The sequence below is a fragment of the Klebsiella sp. RIT-PI-d genome, from assembly GCF_001187865.1.
GTDB lineage: Bacteria > Pseudomonadota > Gammaproteobacteria > Enterobacterales > Enterobacteriaceae > Superficieibacter.
Map to the genome: position 1 here is coordinate 1,694,089 of NZ_LGIT01000009.1, position 17,866 is coordinate 1,711,954.

At 46.0% G+C, this 17,866-nt stretch carries 22 protein-coding genes and 1 other annotated feature; of the genes, 9 read left to right on the forward strand and 13 right to left on the reverse strand.

Annotated features, from left to right (window positions below; genetic code table 11):
* Nucleotides 1-6: 6 nt before the first annotated feature.
* From sctC to AC791_RS14410, 4 genes are read right to left on the reverse strand one after another with little or no spacing between them, the layout of a single operon-like run.
* On the reverse strand, nucleotides 7-1,764 hold the full coding sequence (sctC, locus tag AC791_RS14395; RefSeq protein WP_158443037.1) for a type III secretion system outer membrane ring subunit SctC: 1,758 nt from the start codon (nucleotides 1,762-1,764) through the stop codon (nucleotides 7-9).
* Nucleotides 1,736-2,005 carry a hypothetical protein gene (locus AC791_RS14400; protein WP_049841095.1) on the reverse strand — a complete coding sequence of 90 codons (270 nt, stop codon included), beginning with the start codon at nucleotides 2,003-2,005 and terminating at the stop codon, nucleotides 1,736-1,738. The genes sctC and AC791_RS14400 overlap by 29 nt, the downstream gene beginning before the upstream one ends.
* Nucleotides 1,995-2,738, reverse strand: a complete 744-nt coding sequence (locus tag AC791_RS14405) for a helix-turn-helix domain-containing protein (protein WP_049841096.1) — start codon at nucleotides 2,736-2,738, stop codon at nucleotides 1,995-1,997. Before AC791_RS14405 ends, AC791_RS14400 begins: the two co-directional genes overlap by 11 nt.
* A gap of 2 nt (nucleotides 2,739-2,740) precedes the next feature.
* Nucleotides 2,741-3,097, reverse strand: coding sequence for a hypothetical protein (locus AC791_RS14410; RefSeq protein ID WP_049841097.1), 357 nt, complete (start codon nucleotides 3,095-3,097; stop codon nucleotides 2,741-2,743).
* 266 nt (nucleotides 3,098-3,363) lie between these two features.
* Between AC791_RS14410 and AC791_RS14415 the strand changes: the two genes are divergently transcribed.
* The 6 genes from AC791_RS14415 (at nucleotide 3,364) to AC791_RS14440 (ending at nucleotide 7,389) form a co-directional block, all read left to right on the forward strand.
* Nucleotides 3,364-4,692 carry a PrgH/EprH family type III secretion apparatus protein gene (locus tag AC791_RS14415; RefSeq protein ID WP_049841098.1) on the forward strand — a complete coding sequence of 443 codons (1,329 nt, stop codon included), beginning with the start codon at nucleotides 3,364-3,366 and terminating at the stop codon, nucleotides 4,690-4,692.
* An 18-nt stretch (nucleotides 4,693-4,710) separates the two neighbouring features.
* Nucleotides 4,711-4,989, forward strand: a complete 279-nt coding sequence (locus AC791_RS14420) for a type III secretion system needle complex protein (protein ID WP_049841099.1) — start codon at nucleotides 4,711-4,713, stop codon at nucleotides 4,987-4,989.
* Between the two features lie 13 nt (nucleotides 4,990-5,002).
* Nucleotides 5,003-5,323: a type III secretion system inner rod subunit SctI gene (gene sctI / locus AC791_RS14425; protein WP_049841100.1), complete on the forward strand. Its 321-nt coding sequence runs from the start codon at nucleotides 5,003-5,005 to the stop codon at nucleotides 5,321-5,323.
* Nucleotides 5,320-6,051, forward strand: a complete 732-nt coding sequence (gene sctJ, locus AC791_RS14430; RefSeq protein ID WP_049841101.1) for a type III secretion system inner membrane ring lipoprotein SctJ — start codon at nucleotides 5,320-5,322, stop codon at nucleotides 6,049-6,051. Before sctI ends, sctJ begins: the two co-directional genes overlap by 4 nt.
* Before the next feature lie 80 nt (nucleotides 6,052-6,131).
* Nucleotides 6,132-6,698: a hypothetical protein gene (locus tag AC791_RS14435; protein ID WP_049841102.1), complete on the forward strand. Its 567-nt coding sequence runs from the start codon at nucleotides 6,132-6,134 to the stop codon at nucleotides 6,696-6,698.
* Nucleotides 6,691-7,389, forward strand: a complete 699-nt coding sequence (locus tag AC791_RS14440; protein ID WP_049841103.1) for a hypothetical protein — start codon at nucleotides 6,691-6,693, stop codon at nucleotides 7,387-7,389. The genes AC791_RS14435 and AC791_RS14440 overlap by 8 nt, the downstream gene beginning before the upstream one ends.
* Nucleotides 7,390-7,515: 126 nt before the next feature.
* On the opposite strand, the gene AC791_RS14445 is transcribed toward AC791_RS14440, so the two are convergent.
* The 4 genes from AC791_RS14445 to dacD all read right to left on the reverse strand — a co-directional run bounded on the left by AC791_RS14445 (nucleotide 7,516) and on the right by dacD (nucleotide 10,888).
* Nucleotides 7,516-7,857: a DUF496 family protein gene (locus tag AC791_RS14445; RefSeq protein WP_049841104.1), complete on the reverse strand. Its 342-nt coding sequence runs from the start codon at nucleotides 7,855-7,857 to the stop codon at nucleotides 7,516-7,518.
* Between the two features lie 163 nt (nucleotides 7,858-8,020).
* Nucleotides 8,021-9,079 carry an FUSC family protein gene (locus AC791_RS14450; RefSeq protein WP_049841105.1) on the reverse strand — a complete coding sequence of 353 codons (1,059 nt, stop codon included), beginning with the start codon at nucleotides 9,077-9,079 and terminating at the stop codon, nucleotides 8,021-8,023.
* A gap of 21 nt (nucleotides 9,080-9,100) precedes the next feature.
* Nucleotides 9,101-9,616: a DNA gyrase inhibitor SbmC gene (gene sbmC, locus AC791_RS14455; RefSeq protein ID WP_049841106.1), complete on the reverse strand. Its 516-nt coding sequence runs from the start codon at nucleotides 9,614-9,616 to the stop codon at nucleotides 9,101-9,103.
* A 99-nt stretch (nucleotides 9,617-9,715) separates the two neighbouring features.
* A complete protein-coding gene (gene dacD, locus AC791_RS14460; RefSeq protein WP_148677806.1) occupies nucleotides 9,716-10,888 on the reverse strand; it encodes a serine-type D-Ala-D-Ala carboxypeptidase DacD in 1,173 nt (390 codons plus the stop codon).
* A gap of 184 nt (nucleotides 10,889-11,072) precedes the next feature.
* On the opposite strand from dacD, the gene sbcB reads away from it, so the two are divergent.
* On the forward strand, nucleotides 11,073-12,497 hold the full coding sequence (gene sbcB, locus AC791_RS14465; protein WP_049841107.1) for an exodeoxyribonuclease I: 1,425 nt from the start codon (nucleotides 11,073-11,075) through the stop codon (nucleotides 12,495-12,497).
* 24 nt (nucleotides 12,498-12,521) lie between these two features.
* Here the strand turns inward: sbcB and tsuB are convergent, their stop codons facing one another.
* From tsuB to AC791_RS14485, 5 genes are all read right to left on the reverse strand, one after another.
* Complete coding sequence (tsuB, locus tag AC791_RS14470; RefSeq protein ID WP_049841108.1) at nucleotides 12,522-12,749, reverse strand: thiosulfate utilization sulfurtransferase TsuB/YeeD; 228 nt, start codon at nucleotides 12,747-12,749, stop codon at nucleotides 12,522-12,524.
* A gap of 19 nt (nucleotides 12,750-12,768) precedes the next feature.
* Nucleotides 12,769-13,824 carry a thiosulfate utilization transporter TsuA/YeeE gene (gene tsuA, locus AC791_RS14475; RefSeq protein WP_049841109.1) on the reverse strand — a complete coding sequence of 352 codons (1,056 nt, stop codon included), beginning with the start codon at nucleotides 13,822-13,824 and terminating at the stop codon, nucleotides 12,769-12,771.
* A gap of 220 nt (nucleotides 13,825-14,044) precedes the next feature.
* Nucleotides 14,045-15,406 carry an APC family permease gene (locus AC791_RS14480; protein WP_049841110.1) on the reverse strand — a complete coding sequence of 454 codons (1,362 nt, stop codon included), beginning with the start codon at nucleotides 15,404-15,406 and terminating at the stop codon, nucleotides 14,045-14,047.
* On the reverse strand, nucleotides 15,396-15,458 hold the full coding sequence (gene yoeI, locus AC791_RS20975) for a membrane protein YoeI (RefSeq protein ID WP_148677826.1): 63 nt from the start codon (nucleotides 15,456-15,458) through the stop codon (nucleotides 15,396-15,398). Before yoeI ends, AC791_RS14480 begins: the two co-directional genes overlap by 11 nt.
* Nucleotides 15,459-15,742: 284 nt before the next feature.
* Nucleotides 15,743-16,567: an SDR family oxidoreductase gene (locus AC791_RS14485; protein ID WP_049841111.1), complete on the reverse strand. Its 825-nt coding sequence runs from the start codon at nucleotides 16,565-16,567 to the stop codon at nucleotides 15,743-15,745.
* Nucleotides 16,568-16,738: 171 nt separating this feature from the next.
* On the opposite strand from AC791_RS14485, the gene hisL reads away from it, so the two are divergent.
* Both hisL and hisG read left to right on the forward strand, forming a co-directional pair.
* Nucleotides 16,739-16,789, forward strand: coding sequence for a his operon leader peptide (gene hisL, locus AC791_RS20435; RefSeq protein WP_148677827.1), 51 nt, complete (start codon nucleotides 16,739-16,741; stop codon nucleotides 16,787-16,789).
* Nucleotides 16,765-16,886 (forward strand) — a sequence feature (His leader region). It overlaps the preceding gene by 25 nt.
* A 38-nt stretch (nucleotides 16,887-16,924) precedes the next feature.
* A complete protein-coding gene (gene hisG, locus AC791_RS14490; RefSeq protein WP_049841112.1) occupies nucleotides 16,925-17,824 on the forward strand; it encodes an ATP phosphoribosyltransferase in 900 nt (299 codons plus the stop codon).
* Nucleotides 17,825-17,866 lie beyond the last annotated feature (42 nt).

Consider the following 17,866-nt stretch of genomic DNA (forward strand, 5'->3'; position numbering starts at 1 on the left):
GATATATTACCTGCTACTACTTTGATTAGTATTGTCTGGATTCAAAACATTGTACTTTTCATTAAAATGATTGATAGCATCCCATCCTTCATTAATGTATCGATTGAGATCGCTATTTTCAACGTCAGAATCTTTTAGCGTTTTTGGCTGTATTAAAAAAATACGTACTGACTTACTAACTGTATTAGAGGTATTTTTGAAAAAATTTCCAATAAAAGGTAGATCGCCTAATAGTGGGACTTTAGCCACACTCAACTGACTTTGGTCGCGAGTATAACCCCCAATCATTAGACTTTGGCCTTCACTTACTCGCGCCAATGTATTAATTGTAGTATTACCTACAACGGGTAGATTGTCGACAACCTCAGTTTTGCCTTCGTCTGTTACACTGGTGCTACCATCCATTATTTCAAGCGTCATTTCAATAACTTTACTGTTATCAGAAATCATTGGAGTAACACTGATCGTGGTACCATATGTCACGGTTTGTAGATCGACATTGTTTTCACCTGCCAGACGAACGTAAAAGTTTTTAGTGTTATCAAACAATGATGGCATGTTCTCTTGTGCCAAAAGAAATGGTCTGGAAACAATGTTAGCTTTATTGTCCTGGCTCAACGCCGATACTTTTGCCAGAAAAGCGTTTTGTTGAGTTGACGAAATAATACTTGCTGTGTTAAAAAGCCCTGAAATTTCATTACCTATTTTAAATTGACCGGACCAGTTAACCCCTATTGAATCAAGATCGTCTTTGCTGATATCAATAATCCATAATGATAATTCGATTTGTTTACGTGGAACATCTAATGAAGCTACCAGATCTTTTATCATATTAACCTGTGCTCGTGTTCCTTTAACCATCAAACTATTGCGCCCGGTAAATGCAACAACCTTCACATTATTGTCATTCTCATTATAATCGTCTCTTTCGAAGCGCGCAGCTTGACCCAATTTTGCGTTCGAATTTTCTGCCTCAGGATTGTTTTCAACTGTTTTGCGTGCAGCTGCGACTTCTTTTGGACTATGATTATCCGATAAAAGTGTATTAATAGTTGAGGCAATTCCAGGGATGACAACATTGCGATCGCGATAGGAGAAACTACGATCATCCACAAATGCATGTCGTAACTTGATGGTTTCGATAACCTGCTGTTGTAGATCCTCATCTGGGTTATCCTGCATAAGACTGGCAATTGCCGTGAGGATATCTACATATTTCGGTGGCCCGGAAATATAGAGCGTGTCGGCGCTATAGTTCATTTTTAACGGGTAGCGATTATCATATAAATCATTTTGCCGTAAAAAGCTCACTAAATCTGCAAAATTTCTTCTGGAAAATTGCACAACCGCAGTTGTAGCTTCAGAGGCCTCATATACATAGAAAATCGAACCATCATAATACCAAATTAACCCCAAATCCGCCGCAACATTAGTCAGTGTTTCAAGAGGCTTAGCGAGATTAAAGTTGCCAGTAACAAAATATTTTTTTGCTTTTGGGCTGGCTACAATCGGTTTGTGCAACTTAGATGATAATGCTTTTAAGAGATAATCAATACCTTTATCTCTGGCAACATAATTATCCTCTGTAGAATGTGTTTCCGAACTGAGTTTCTGGGCCTCAGCCACCGGTGCTGACATGAGCATCGATGTCGGCGGTGTCGTTGTAAGTTTTGGCTCTTCGCTGGCACTTGCCTGCGCAGTTAAACAACCGCAAATTAGCGCTATTATGCTAAATTTACATTTTTTGGATACTTGTAAATACATTCCTGACTTCATCCAAGTAAGTGTTTAATATCACATCGCTATCCTGTGCATTTGTGAGCAAACGGAGAGCCACATTATTATTCTTAACAACTATAGTGATGATTTTAAGCTGTATAAGTTTGGACCATATTGCAGACAGGAGACCATATTTAACCAGGAAGTCTGCATCATTTAATGAAAACAAATCAATATCTACAACATCCATATTATCGATATCAATTTCAGGACTATTATTTTCCATTAATTTTCCTTATCGCATATGGAGACAAGCCCAATACGGACTTAAAGGTCGAACAGACGTGCGCTGAAGATGAATAACCATTTTTAAGCGCTATATCTGTAATGCTGCTGTCATTTTCCAAAATATCCAGGATAGTTTGTGCCATACGCCATTCAGACATTTTAGTTTTAGCCGAGACTCCTAAATATTTCTTAGAGATCTTACGGAAATAGGAGTATGACAAGCCGTAGCGCTCACAAAGTGTATGTATCTTCTCATGAGAACATCTATTTTTAATGAGATAACTTGTTAAAAAATAAGGCTCTTGCCGACGAATATACGCCAATAGTTCTTCATAATCATCCCGTTTACTCCCCATCAAATAGCAGCAAATAAACCAATAGTTAAGTTTATCATAACTACCAACATCCATGTTGAGGAGAAATTCTTTGTAATTATTATCTCCTGGCATCTGTTGACATTCATCAAGAAAAGCCATTATTTCGCACAGCGGGCTTAGTGACAAGCGGACATATTTCGCATGCTCAATTAAAGGTAAATGCAACTGGCGCTCAGTGTATATCAATGTCATAACATCATCATGAATACCTGTTATACACAACTTCGCTCCAGCATTTTTTATTTTTTCTGCGAGGTATTGTTGGTCAGTTAAAGGAGTTTTCATGAATATTAAGTCATCAACGTCGATCTTCATGTCACCTGATGTGTCCTGCCAGTTGAATTCCTTTTTCATTATTAACCCCTTTCTCCAGAGATGCTGATACTTCCTTTGTCTTTATCATAACTGTTATAAGATTCTCCAACGCAAATCTTCATATAGTCGACCAGGGTAGTATCTGCTGATTGATAGGTTATGTGTTGCTTATCAGCGATGAAATAGACCTGTGATTTATCTTTCATATCTGTCTCAACAGCATATCCAACGAGACAGGATTTCATCTTTTCCTTTAATACATCTAAAGAGCTTTTATCAGCTGTCGGTTCCATCCCTTGCGACACCCGGATATAATGTGTGGTACAGCTGCTTAGCAAAACAGTGATTAAATTTAATACTAAAACACGCTTGAATACTGCTAATGCTAAGTTAGTCATGTTTTCTTCCTCGTGGCATCCTGCCATTGTTCTTTCGTTTTCCCACTGACAACGCTCACTGAGCGGATGATGATAGTATTTTATTTATAAATGTGGATCTCTAAATAAAATTTTATTAACTTCCCCCCCAATGTTGATTAAACTCATTTGCAACATGGACAATTGCTTCAAATTTTTACAATATCATTACTTTAGTGGAACTAACCATTACACAATGTGGTGCTATTAATAATATTCTGAAGAATGGAATAGGTCACATTAAGCTTATGCAACGTATACTTTTGAGAATCCTTTCTGGACCAATGTTTGGTGTTGATGTCGCATTACCTGATGATAGTGCTCATCTGTTTTTCTGCGACAGTGATTCTATGGAGAAACAACAATCCGGTAGTGTCTATCAGCATTCTTTAAATACGCTACTCATACCCTGTGCTCCTGGGAAAAATGAAAAAATAATTTTACGCCAGATCACATCAGAAGAAGATGCAGATGACATTGCGAGTCCAATAAAAATCACAGCTCAACGGATTCCAGTAGAAGAATCACAGGCAGATTGCAATATTGAAAATGACCTGGCAGATGACGATGAAAGTGAAAGTACGAACGAAGATGCAAATGAAGATGCAAATAGTGATGTCTTACCTCTCGCTGACGACTACAGCGTTATCACTATTTCGCTTAATCAACCGGTTGTGATTGGTAATGCAGTTATTGCCCTTAGATTAGCTTCTGACTCATGGAGTTCATTAGTCACTCAATACGACTATCCTTTTTCGCCATATAATGAAGATATACACTCACAGATTGTCTTGTCTTCTGAATCAGAAAAAAAACGTCCCTCAATCCTGTTATCTGCGGCATGTGCTGCAGTTTGCATAGCGGGCGCAGCATTGTTGTTTGTACTTTGCTCACCCAATGAGGTAGTAACACTGAAGGATACACTAAGCCTGATCAATCCTGCTATTAGCCAAAATATTAACGGTAGCATCTATGTTTTGACCAAAACCCAGCCCGAGGCAGAATGGTCAGAAAAAGCACTGCGAAAAAGTAATGTTGCCAGGAGTAATAGCGTTTCTATTTTAGCAGAGACTGCTGAAATAAGTCGCATGAAAAAAATACTTGCAGAACATTTAATCCCCTTTTTCGACATTAAATTTACTTCAGCTTTCACAGTTAAATTGTTGCTGAGCCAGGAGCGAAGCGCCAAGCTCCAAAATATCGATCAAAGTATCCAAAAATTACTGACCTTTAAATTTCCTTATTTGAAATCCATAAACATTCAAAGAGTTTCTGACAAAACTGTATTGTCAAATGCTATTGATCGCCTGAGATCGTTAGGTGTATACAGTGAAAAAGATATCTCCCCAAATCATGTTACTTTAAGCATCAGCGGTGAGATTGACGATTTTCAGCTGAATACCTTACGTCGTCAAGTGGATGAATTTTACGATCAATACGGCGATGAGTATGTCAAGTTTGTTGTAAACCTAAATGAGGACCCTCTGCGTAACAGGACATTCAAATCAGGTCCAGATAGTTACGTGGTGGTTCCTGGAAACCATTGGCTCTATTCAGATATCGTAACAACCCATTAATTATAGGTGAGGTATATTATGTCCGTTACTAAAACTCCCGTTATTACTCCGGTCGATGGTGGCGCTAACAGCCGCTATATTGAGCAATTGTCTAATAACTTTGATGCCGGGGTAGTGTCTCTCCAGACTCAGCTTACTGATGCTCTGACGGCCTTACAGGCCGATCCATCTGACCCGGCATTGCTGGCTCAATATCAGTCTGCCCTTTCTTCCTATACGCTTTATCGCAATGCGCAGTCGAACGTTGTGAAAGCATTCCGTGATATCGATCAGTCTATTATAGCTAACTATAAATAATAGGGAGCTTACTGTGTCAACTGGCCCAATAAATGCTATTGCTAGTATCAGTAAGTACACTGATACTAGCCGGATAGATGAAAATAATTTTTCAAACGTTTCGGTTATTTCGCTCGAAGACAGATTTAAGGAAGCAATTTCGAATCAGGCGGTAACCGATCAGTTTACCCGAGAAAGAATTTATTCAGCGCTTAACGATCCCAATGTTACAAGCGATCCGCAAAAGCTTATTTACTGGCAACAACAGCTTTCTGTTTATACTCTTGATGTCAATTTATGCAGCACACTAGCAAGAAAAGGGGTTGCCGCGATTGAAACACTGGTTAAAACATGAGTAAAAAGTTCCTGTGTAATTTTTTCCTGATTTTAAGCCTTTTTCTGTTAAGTGGGTGCGACACAGAATTAGTGTCTAACCTGTCTGAACGTCAGGCCAATGAAATTGTGGCATTACTCGAGCAAAACAACATCGACGCGCACAAAATTAAAGGTGAAAAAAACATTTTTTCGGTGCGTATTGATCAAAGCTATATGAGTGATTCTATTGAATTGCTTAATGCTTATGATTTGCCGTCAGCAGATCATGTTGAAATTGCCGACCAGTTTCCTGCGGACTCAATGGTTTCTACACCATTGGGTGAGAAAGTGCGACTCATTTCATCCATCGAACAGAGGCTTGGGCAGACCATACTGGAACTGGACAATGTTACCACTGCAAGGGTTCATTTAGGCTATCCAATCAAGGGTGATTCGGACGAAAACTCGACGACGCCATCGGCGTCTGTGCTAATTATCTATAAAAATGCTATTAATGAGGCTGAGTATATCGATAAAATTAAGCGATTGATTAAAAATAGCTTAAGCACAATTCAGTATGAGGACATTTCTGTTGTGATCTTTAAGAAAGGAGAAGTTATCAGGCCCAGCAAGCTTCACTCATCTATTTCAGCATGGGTATACCCCGTTGCAGGTCTTTTAATTATATTACTCTGTGCAGGTTCAGTTTCTTTTTACTTTTACAGAAGGAAAGCCAGCACCACAAAAGCAGACAGCAGCACTAAGTAAACTTAATAAAGTATAAAACTTGAGGGCTAACCCCCTCAAGCTTTAGCTTTATTATAGTAATATCAGGGAAGGAACTTATTATGCACTATTCTACCAAATTGATTGACATTCTCTATAATCCTGCTCGTTATTATGATCACAGCTGGCTTAGTCTTCCAGATAAATTAACCGTCGATATTGATACACTACCTGCTTGTCTGGTTAACTACTTAATCCTTGTACAGCATTCAAACCTTTGCATTTTAAAAACGAATATAGAAAAAAACAAAGATATAGAGTTCTTTATCAATAATTGGCACAAAATAAAGCGCGCAGCCTATTTAATTGGTTTGAAGTTTTTTTCTGCCTCTCTTATTAATCATCCTGTATATATGGCAGAATTAGATAACAGAGAGCGCCAGTTTCTTTGCTTGCCGCTTCCTTTATTAAATAAAAACGCCCCAGACAGTACAAGTCAACTCACTGACTCTAACATCACCCAGGTCGGTGCATTGTATATCATTAGCGTAGCCAGGAAATTGTTACCTTCAGTGCTCTCTGAATATCTAAAACTCATATTTCCAGCCTCATTTAGCTATGAAAAAGCATCATCTATGGATTTCGAAAACTCTCTCTCTACTTTAAAATGGGCTTTTGATTATGCTTAAGACTTTAACACTTAAAAACATTCCAGGCATCAGCCAAAAAGTCATAATTAAGAAAGAAGACATAGTCCATTATAATACTATTAATAAAATTTATGACCATGCGAAAAATTTCGCTAAAAAAAGAATCAGCGCTGCTGAAAGCAGAGTTGATGATATCCATAACAACGCATGGATAGAAGGTTATGTTTCAGGTATGGCTTTCGCGATTCAGGATTTGGCAAAATTCGTTAACGACAATGAGGCTCATAAAAATAATATTATCAATGATACACTGGAAATCGTGACCAACAGTCTGAGAGAATTTTTTGATCATGAAGAAACTCTATGCCAGCTACTGGCGGTATTAACTGAGCAATTGAATAAAGAAATCCAGGATAACCCCAGGGTAATGCTGACTGTGCCGGAAACACTTTACCCTCATAGTCATAAAGTTAAAAAGATTTTTATTGATAATGGATTAGCTGCCGAGGTAAAACGCTCACCGCACCATGGCATCGTTGTTGAATATGGTAAAGAAATTTGGACTTTTGAAATAAGCAAAGTTACAGATAAACTTGCCCGTGCAGCGTTAGAAAAAGCATTGCTATCCGATCAACTTCAGAAACAGTGCGCCCTCTCCAGCCTGCAGGCACTACATAATATACGTGATACTTTAACCACCTATCTTGATGAGCTGCAGCAGCTGTCATAGTTAACCTGCTGCCAGATTATATTAAGTGCTATGATAGAGCATAAGATGAGTCTGGTAAAAAACGCTCCGTATCCTCTTCAGATGCGGAGCGTCTGCCACAAAACTGTAGATGTTTATCTGCCTGCCTTACCCGGCGTCAGCATCATTGCCATGAACTTTTAGTTCACCCATCACTTTCAATTTTTTAGAAATTTCACGACGCTCTTTCGAGATTTCTGCATTTTTGATGATGTAATCATCAACGCGATCTTCATAGTCGCTTTTCATATTCGCGATGATGCCCTGAATCGCTTCTACGCTCATCCCGGGCTTGATGTAGTCACCAAGATTGTCGAGCAGCAGTACGCGCTTCTGGTTATCACGGATCTTTTTCTCAACGTCCTGGATTTCACGCTGTAGTTTATTTTTACGACGGAACAGGCGAACAAACTCCAGAACATCCTGAAACGAAGGCTTGGTTGTTTCCATTGCTATACCTCTGATAATTGAGATTCGGATTCGTTAATGCGACAGCCATAGGGTAAACACTACGTTTAGCCATCGCTGAAGACAATCATTTTAGTGTGCGTATCATAACTCTAAATGCAGCTGAATCGAAACACCAGCGCTTAAAACCCCTTGTTACCGCAGTTTATTTGCGCAATGCCCGGCAAATCAAATGCGACAATAGCTCCAGTTGACGAGCCAGCTCCATACTTAGCCACACATATCCGTGCATGGGCGTCTCGGCCAGATTGTCGCCCCTGTACTCGTTTATTAACTGACGAAGTTCAGCCACAATTTCGTTTAATTTTTCGGTGTTGGCGAGGATCGGTTGCGGATTTCCTTCATACAGCGCATGGGCAATAGTCAGTAAGGTTTGCTGCGTCATTTGCTGCGTTTCGCGCAGCGTGCGGGCATTAAGCATCACGAAGTGACTGGCGCGGGAAGCCCAAAATGCATTGATCTGTAGTTCGAGAATACAGACCAGGTTGCGGTTGATGGTCTGAATGGCTTCAAAAACGGATTTTTGAATATGAGTTTCTTTACTGGCTGGTGTTATCAGCCCGCGCATTTTAATCACATCATTAAGCACTTTCTGCTGATGCTTTTCAATGCGCGGACGTTCGACCAGATTTGGGGAAAAACCTGCCTGATAAAGTCGGTTAAACGTGGTGACGTAGTTCGCCATTTGAATACGCCAGTGTAAAAAAGCACGCTGAGGCCAGATGCCGGTAAAGAGCATGGCCAATAAGGATCCAAAAATAACATCACCGCTTCGCCATAGTGCAGTATGCATATCACCGGCTGGCGAGCCGACGACCACGGCAAGAGTGATACCGATCAGCAATGCCTGATAGGGCCGTTTGCCAAGCGTCAGCCAGGCGCATAAAAACATGGCTGCCGCACACCATACCAGCATTATTGGCAGCGAGTAGCGTTCAAGCTGAAGCGCCCCCAGACCCAGTACCGACCCGAGGATGGTTCCACCTATACGCTCCAGAGCACGTGGAACAACGTTTCCCCAAAATGAAATAGGCCCCATGATCACCACCAGAGTGATCAGCGGCCACGTTCCTTCAGGAATATTAAGCAACCTGACTAGCAGGAAAGTAAGAATAAACGCCAGCGCGACGCGGATACCGTGCACTACCCGATAGTGACGGTATAAACGGATCTCAAATGGACTCAGGGACTTATCAGCGCGCAAAACCGCTCTCCGACCACATATTCAAAAACGCGATTGTACCGTTTTTTTGCCGCCACCAGCACCCTCTGCGTGCGAATTCTCAAGGGGTATATACATATCGATATCCCAGTAGCCGTCAGTGTTGCCGTCATTACGATAAATTTCAAAACAGGGACGCGGCGCAATCTGGCGATGGTTATCCTGAAGCAGGCATTCAAAAAACTGACGCCACGGTGTTTCAAAATCGTGCTGCTCAACGCGCGCACTGGCAATAGCATATTCGCCCCCCTCAATTTCAGTGAGGATCACTCCGCTACTGTTTGGTGAAACAATAAAATCGTCCCCGACACTGACAACAGTTGCACAACGTAATTTTTCCTCTGGCGTGTTATCAGGATTATCATAATAAACGGCCAGCCACTCTTGCGGCTGCACATGTTGCGTATTAACCCATAGCATCAGTTGTTCAAACCCTTGCCTGACCGTTTTCTCCCATGGTCCTACAAGGTGAAAGCCAGCAATTTTTCGTTTCTCTGTCTGCGCAATGTGATAATCCATAGTGTCTCCCGCACAATAAATAGGTAGAAGCCGAAGAAACAAGTATGTCTGCTGAATAGCCGGGATGCAAAAAACGCCTCTCATCAGAGGCGCTTCTGGTCAGGACTTATGGTGAAAGTAATCACTCATGCGGGAGAAAAGCCCCCCCTTATTAACGCTTTCAAGCGTCGTTAGCGGCATTCTGGCAACGACTTTATCCCGATCATAAAGCTCGATTTCGCCGATACGTTGATGGGCTGCAATTGGCGCATCCAGCTCTTTACCATTCAGAACATAGCGCGCTTTGATGTGCGCAATCTCTGTTTTTGGCAGCGCCATCCAGAAATCGCGGTCCGGCCCAACGGCGATATTTTCTTTATCACCAAACCAGATCCGCTCGTGCCCGATCGATTTTCCCTGCGTCAGGATCTGTACGGTGGCGTAATTTTGTTGCCCCCAGACAATTAACTTACGCGCCTCAGCCTCACGACTTTTGGGGCTGTCAGCGCCCATAACAACGCTAATCAGACGCTGGTCACCTTCTACCGCAGAGGCGATGATGTTGAATCCGGCACCCGACGTATGCCCGGTTTTCAGACCATCTATTTTGAGCGTTTTATCCCACAGCAGCCCATTACGATTCTGCTGCGTGATCCCATTCCAGGTCAGGCTTTTCTCACTGTACATGTGATAAAAATCGGGCTCGCCGTGAATAATGGCCCGGGAAAGCACCGCCAGATCGTAAGCGGAGCTGTGCTGCCCCGGCGCATCAAGACCGTGAACCGTTTCAAAATGGGTATCGCGCAAGTTAAGTTTTTGAACATAGCTGTTCATCAGTGCCACGAACTGCGGCTGTCCCCCGGCCACATAATCGGCCAGCGCTACGCAGGCATCATTGCCGGAATCAACAATCATCCCGCGGCTCAAATCATGTACTGTCAGGCGATCGCCAGGTTTCAGAAACATCAGTGACGAGCCGTTAAACACCGGATTTCCCTTCGCCCACGCATCTTTGCCGACGGTCACCACGTCGTCTGCACTGATGCGGTGGCTATCAATAGCGCGGTCAACCACATAGCCAGTCATCAGTTTAGTCAGGCTGGCAGGGTTGCGCTGCTGGTGTTCGTTCCCGGCAGCCAGCACCTGGCCGGTGGTATAATCCATCAGTACCCACGATCCTGCCTGAATAGCCGGCGGCTGTAGCGGTACAGCAAAAGCGTCGGCAGCAAGCGCCGAAGAAATACCCGAAGCGAGTAAAGAAACAGCAATAAAAAGACGGCGTTTCAACAGCATATCCTCATTCTATAATTCGCCGTCCTTTGTACGGGAGATCCTGATAGCTTGCCCGGTTAAAGTGCAAGAAAATATGACATACATCAATAACAGAAAGCCGATACTGGCGCTTACGGTGTCTGACTAAATCGTTTACCATACCAATGAACATCCTTCGCAGCCTCATCACGGATTAACCATAGCCATGCAAGACACGCCGCTTCAGCCAGGATTTTTATTTCACGACTATGAAACGTTTGGTACCCATCCGGCACTGGACAGACCCGCACAGTTTGCCGCCATTCGTACCGATGTCGATTTTACGGTGACTGGCGAGCCTGAGGTATTCTACTGCAAGCCGGCGGATGATTATCTTCCGCAGCCTGAAGCGGTAATGATCACCGGCATTACGCCGCAGGAGGCACTGGCGAAAGGCGATAATGAAGCCACATTCGCTCGCCGCATTCATGATCTGTTTACCGTGCCGAAAACGTGTATCGTCGGCTATAACAACGTGCGTTTTGATGACGAGGTCACGCGTAACATTTTTTACCGTAATTTTTACGATCCCTATGCCTGGAGCTGGCAGCACGATAACTCACGCTGGGATCTGCTGGATGTGATGCGCGCCTGCTATGCTCTGCGTCCTGAAGGCATTAACTGGCCCGAAAATGAAGAGGGTCTGCCGAGCTTTCGGCTGGAACATCTGACTAAAGCCAATGGCATTGAGCACAGTAATGCGCATGATGCGATGGCCGATGTGTATGCGACTATCGCCATGGCAAAGCTGGTTAAAGATAAGCAGCCGCGACTGTTTGAATATCTTTATGCATATCGCGGTAAAAATAAGCTGATGACGCTGATTGACGTTCCGCAAATGAAACCGCTGGTGCATGTCTCCGGCATGTTTGGTGCCTGGCGGGGGAATACCAGCTGGGTCGCGCCGCTGGCATGGCATCCGGACAACCGTAATGCGGTCATTATGGTCGATCTCGCGGAAGATGTATCTGTACTGCTCGATTTAGATGCCGACGCACTGCGCGATCGCTTGTATACCGCAAAAGCGGAGTTGGGCGAGGCATTACCGGTACCCGTCAAGCTGGTGCACCTTAATAAATGCCCGGTGCTGGCTCAGGCGAATACGCTGCGTCCGGAAGATGCCGATCGGCTGGGGATTAACCGCCAGCGTTGCCTCGATAACCTGAAAATCCTGCGGGAAAATCCCCTCGTGCGCGAGAAAGTGGTGGCTATTTTTGCTGATGCCGAGCCGTTTGTCCCCTCAGAAAATGTCGATGCACAGCTCTATAATGGCTTTTTCAGCGATGCGGATCGTGCAGCGATGAAGATTGTGCTGGAAACTGAACCACGCAATTTGCCCGCGCTGGATATTACTTTCGCCGATAAGCGTATTGAGCGTCTGCTGTTTAACTATCGGGCGCGCAATTTTCCGGGCACCCTTGACGAGATGGAGCAGCAACGCTGGCTACAGCATCGACAAAACATCTTTACGCCTGAGTTTTTGCAGACCTGGGCGCAGGAGCTGGAAAGATTGTGGGGGCAGTACGAAGGAAACAGCGAGAAACAGGCGCTTATTAAGGCATTGTACCAGTATGCACAGGAGACGGTATGAGTCCGTCTCCTGCAGGCGTCACACTCAGGCTTTCTTAACGGTAATAGACCAGGCAGCATCGCCCACCTGCTGATAGTCGGTGATGCTGTGCCCCTCTTCCGCAGCCCACTGCGGAATGGCCTCTGTCGCCTGGGTGCAGTCAAAATCAATAACTAGTTCATCACCGCTGTGCATCTGCGCCAATGCGGCTTTTGCTTCGATAAGCGGGAACGGACAAACCTGGGTTACGACGTCCAGTTTTTTAATAGCCATATTTACTCCAGTCAATCAGTTAGGCTACCGCAGCAGCGGGATCCGCTTTACGCTGCGGGCGAATATACAGGAACCAGGATGCGGTCCAGACGCCAAGGATCATAAAGACCAGGCCAATCCATCCCTGCCATGTCATCATGGCGGTCATCACCAGGCCGTTACCAATAGAACAGCCGCCCGCGATGCTGGCACCAAAGCCCATCAGTACACCACCGGATGCACTGCGCAGCGTCGTGCTAACGTCTGCCGCACGCACGCGAAACTCGCGACTGGCTTTGGCCGCAATAAATGAGCCAACAAAAATACCCAGCACCAGAAAGACTCCCCAGTTGAGATATTTACTGTCGCCACCTACCAGATACTGCAAAATATTGGCCGTTGGCGAAGTGATACCTAAGCCAAACATACGGCCGGTGGCTTCACTCATTGGCCACGCCAGCAGGGCAATCAGCCCGATGAGCGTCGCGGTAACAAACGGATGCCAGCGTTTTTCGAACAATAAATGTGCCAGACCGCTGCGGCGCGGTGGCAGCGTGGCGACTCTGAGCTTCGGTTTACGCAGTTCTTTGAGAACCAGCCATGCGGTCACCACCAGCAGAAGGGCAATCAATGGCCAGACGGAAAAATTGAACGTCTCAGCAATAGCGTTATGTTCTGTACTGTAGCTTTTGAGAAATTGATTCAGTCCGGCAGCGTGCGGAGAACGCATTACTGCACTCATCACCATATAGGTGACCAGCGCAATCCAGCTGCCGATAAGCCCTTCCCCCGCCCGATACCATGTGCCCGTCGCGCAGCCGCCGGCATAGACAATCCCGAGGCCGAATACAAACCCTCCGACAACAGTACCAAGCCAGGGGAACGTCCCGGCATCATAGTGCACGATGCCCATCTCAATAAGTGCGAAAACGCCAACGCTCTGAATACAGATGGCAATCAGTAACGCGTAGAACATACGGTTGTTTTTGGCGATATACATATCGCGAAAGCCGCCTGTCAGGCAAAAACGTCCGCGCTGCATGACGAATCCCAGTAGCGCACCACAAATCAGGCCGCTTAACATCATCTGAAACATAAAAACATTATCCGGAAAATATCAGTGGGCAAATTATTCCTGACTCGTCCGGCACAAACCAATAACCAAACTCTCTAATACATAATCATGAGTTATAACGCATAAAAAAAACCGGAGAACAACGTCTCCGGTTTTTCAGAAATTATGCCGTGTTACCCGGCACTGGCAGACACTCAATAAACGTCTGTTACTTACCGGCCAACGCCTGGCCGGTACGCCATTATGAGGCGATATCTTCGTACTGAGGTACCGGGCTGCGGAATACGCGAGTCACACACGCCAGATAAATCAGACCGATGGAGCCCCAAATCAGACCCAGAATCATCGAGCTTTGTTCGAGGTTAACCCACAGTGCGCCCACGGTGAGCGCGCCACATACCGGCATCAGCAGATAATTAAAATGATCTTTCAGCGTTTTATTACGCTTTTCACGGATCCAGAACTGGGAAATCACCGACAGATTAACAAAGGTGAAAGCCACCAGCGCGCCAAAGTTGATCAGCGCCGTAGCGGTAACCAGGTCGAATTTAATCGCCAGCAGGGCAATCACCCCAACCAGCAGCACGTTCCACGCCGGCGTACGCCATTTCGGATGCACATAGCCGAAGAAGCGGCTCGGGAACACGCCATCACGGCCCATTACGTACATCAGGCGAGAAACCCCTGCATGTGCAGCCATACCGGATGCCAGCACGGTGACGCTTGAGAAGATCAGCACGCCCCACTGGAAGGTTTTACCGGCAACATACAGCATAATTTCGGGTTGAGACGCATCCGGGTCTTTAAAGCGAGAAATGTCCGGGAAGTACAGTTGCAGGAAGTAGGAAGCAACAATAAAGACCAGCCCGCCAATCAGCGCCGTCAGGAAAATGGCTTTCGGGATCACCCGCTCAGCGTCTTTGGTTTCTTCAGACAGCGAAGAGATGCCGTCAAAGCCCAGGAACGAGAAGCACAGGATCGTCGCGCCGGTGATCATCGGGACCACATGCGCGTCTTCAGACCAGAACGGACGCGAACTGGTGAGCGTGCCGGCACCTTCACCGTGATCAACACCGTAAATGATCATGCCAACAATGACCGCCACAATACCCATTTGCAGGATAACGATCAACGTGTTGAAGTTGGCAACCGTTTTAATGCTGCGCAGGTTAGAGATGGTCATGAAAGCCACCAGCGCAACAACAAAGATCCACGATGGTACGGAAGGCACCAGCGCTTCAAAATAGATTTTAGCCAGCAGAATGTTGATCATCGGCATGAACAAATAGTCCAGCAACGACGACCAGCCAACCATAAAGCCAACAACCGGGCTAATGGATTTCTGGGCATAGGTATAGGCAGAGCCAGCGGACGGGAAGCGACGCACCAGTTTACCGTAGCTCAGGGCCGTGAAGAGAATTGCCACCAGCGCGAAAGCATATGCCGTCGCTACGTGACCATCCGTTAAACCAGAGACAATGCCGAATGTATCGAACAGCGTCATCGGCTGCATATAGGCAAGGCCCATCATAACAACCGGGATTAGCGTAAGCGTTTTACGCAATTCCACGCGAGAGGTGGTTGGAGTAACGTTATGCGACATGGCTATTCTCCTTATTGGCGAAAACCGTGGCGTAAACAAAAAATTGCCCCATCTTCAGGATTCCTCAGCGACAACAACTGTCGTTTTTTAGTAAATATCTATCCGGTACGAAGCCCGGCCTCTTGGTATTAAATGAGTGTCTTTATGCAAAAAAATAACCGACGCGTTTAACGTCGGTTAGCTTCATTTTTTACAGGCGGCGTATTTTGCCCTAAACAATGTCGCAATGACAAGAGAATGCGAGAACGATCGTAAATTAATTTTTCCTAACTGATTGTTTCTTAAACCCGGAAAACATTATTAGATGTACTAATAGCATTATTTGCTAAAAAACGCTTACGCCATCGGCATAACCAGCGGATCGGGATACTGATATTCGAATCCCAGCTCGTGGCAAATCCGGCTACCGTCGACACATTTACCCGTGTTTTTTTCGTCACCTGAGGTGAAAACCGGTGGCTCCAGTCCAAGGTCGCGCGCCATCTGCGGATAAAAAACAGCCCGCGCAGGATGTTCCGGTGCGCACAGGTTATAGATGTGCCCTCCTTTTGGCGTCTGTAGCAGCAGGGTGATGGCAGCAACCACATCCTCAAGATGCACGAGATTAACGCCCTGCTGGCCATCGGGGGCCGTTTTACCGGCAAAGAAACGTCCGGGATGTCGCTGCGGGCCGACCAGCCCGGCAAGACGCAGGATATCGACCGAAGTTCCCGGCAAATTATGCAGCCAGTCCTCGAGTTCTTTTAACACGTTGCCGCTGGCGGTGACCGGCTCGCGCCGCGTGGTCTCTTTTACCACCCCCGCTGCAGTGCCGTAAACCGACGTTGAGCTGGTAAAGATAATGCGTTTTACCTGCCAGGCCAGCGCGCTGTCAACGATCTGCTGGACGGCCTGAAAATAGAAATCATCGCCCGGACCGGTGCGTCGGGCAGGAAGGGTTATCACCAGCGCATCAACATTCATCAGCGCCTCAAGATCGTCTGTCTCACAGACCAGCTCCGGTTCCAGACGCAGCATATAGCTTTCGATTCCGCACATTCCTGCCGCCTCGACGCCATCGAGCGTCGTTTTGCTGCCGGCAACTTGCCAGCCACGCGCGCTAAGCGAAAGTGCCAGCGGCATCCCCAGCCACCCTAACCCGACGATTGCGACCTTTTTCACGCTTTATCTCCTGTCCACCACTTGTTCTCTTAAGGCTACGCCACACAGGTTGAACTGACAATTAACAGGATGAATATGAAATGTGTGAAAGATAAAAAAATGGCTTGCCAATATCAGGCAAAGTGGTTTAGGTTTAAAGCAACACATGAATAAGCATTCATCGGAATTTATATGATCAGCGTTCAATTTAAAAACCACCATCATCACCATCACCCTGACTAGTCTTTCAGGCGATGTGTGCTGGAAGACATTCAGATCTTCCAGAGGTGCATGAACGCAAGAGAGCCCCCGGAAGATCGCCTTCCGGGGGCTTTTTTTTGGACGCAATTCAGACAGAACAATAATGAGGACATCACCATGTTAGATAACACCCGTTTACGCATAGCTATGCAGAAGTCAGGCCGTCTGAGCGATGATTCACGCGAACTCCTTGCCCGCTGTGGTATTAAGATCAACCTGCACACCCAGCGGTTGATCGCGCTGGCAGAAAATATGCCTATTGATATTCTGCGCGTACGTGACGACGACATCCCGGGCCTGGTAATGGACGGCGTGGTGGATCTGGGCATTATTGGTGAAAACGTTCTGGAAGAAGAGCTGCTGACCCGCCGCGCTCAGGGCGAAGATCCCCGCTACTTTACGCTGCGCCGCCTGGATTTCGGCGGCTGCCGTCTGTCGCTGGCCACCCCTGCCGACGAACCCTGGGACGGCCCGGCAATGCTAAACGGTAAGCGTATCGCCACCTCTTACCCGCACCTGTTAAAGCGCTACCTCGATCAAAAAGGTATCGCGTTTAAATCCTGCCTGCTGAACGGCTCTGTCGAAGTTGCGCCGCGTGCGGGTCTGGCCGATGCCATCTGCGACCTGGTCTCTACCGGTGCCACGCTTGAGGCCAATGGCCTGCGTGAAGTTGAAGTGATTTACCAGTCTAAAGCCTGTCTTATCCAGCGCGATGGCGAGATGGATGCGGGTAAACAGCAATTAATCGACAAACTGCTGACGCGTATTCAGGGCGTGATCCAGGCACGTGAATCTAAATATATCATGATGCATGCGCCGACTGAGCGTCTGGACGAGGTCATTGCTCTGCTGCCGGGTGCTGAACGTCCGACTATTCTGCCGCTGGCAGGCGATCAGCAGCGCGTAGCGATGCACATGGTCAGTAGCGAGACGCTGTTCTGGGAAACGATGGAAAAACTGAAAGCGCTGGGTGCCAGCTCCATTCTGGTGCTGCCGATTGAGAAGATGATGGAATAAACGGTCGTAGCTAACAGGTTTAAAGACGCGTTATCAGACTAA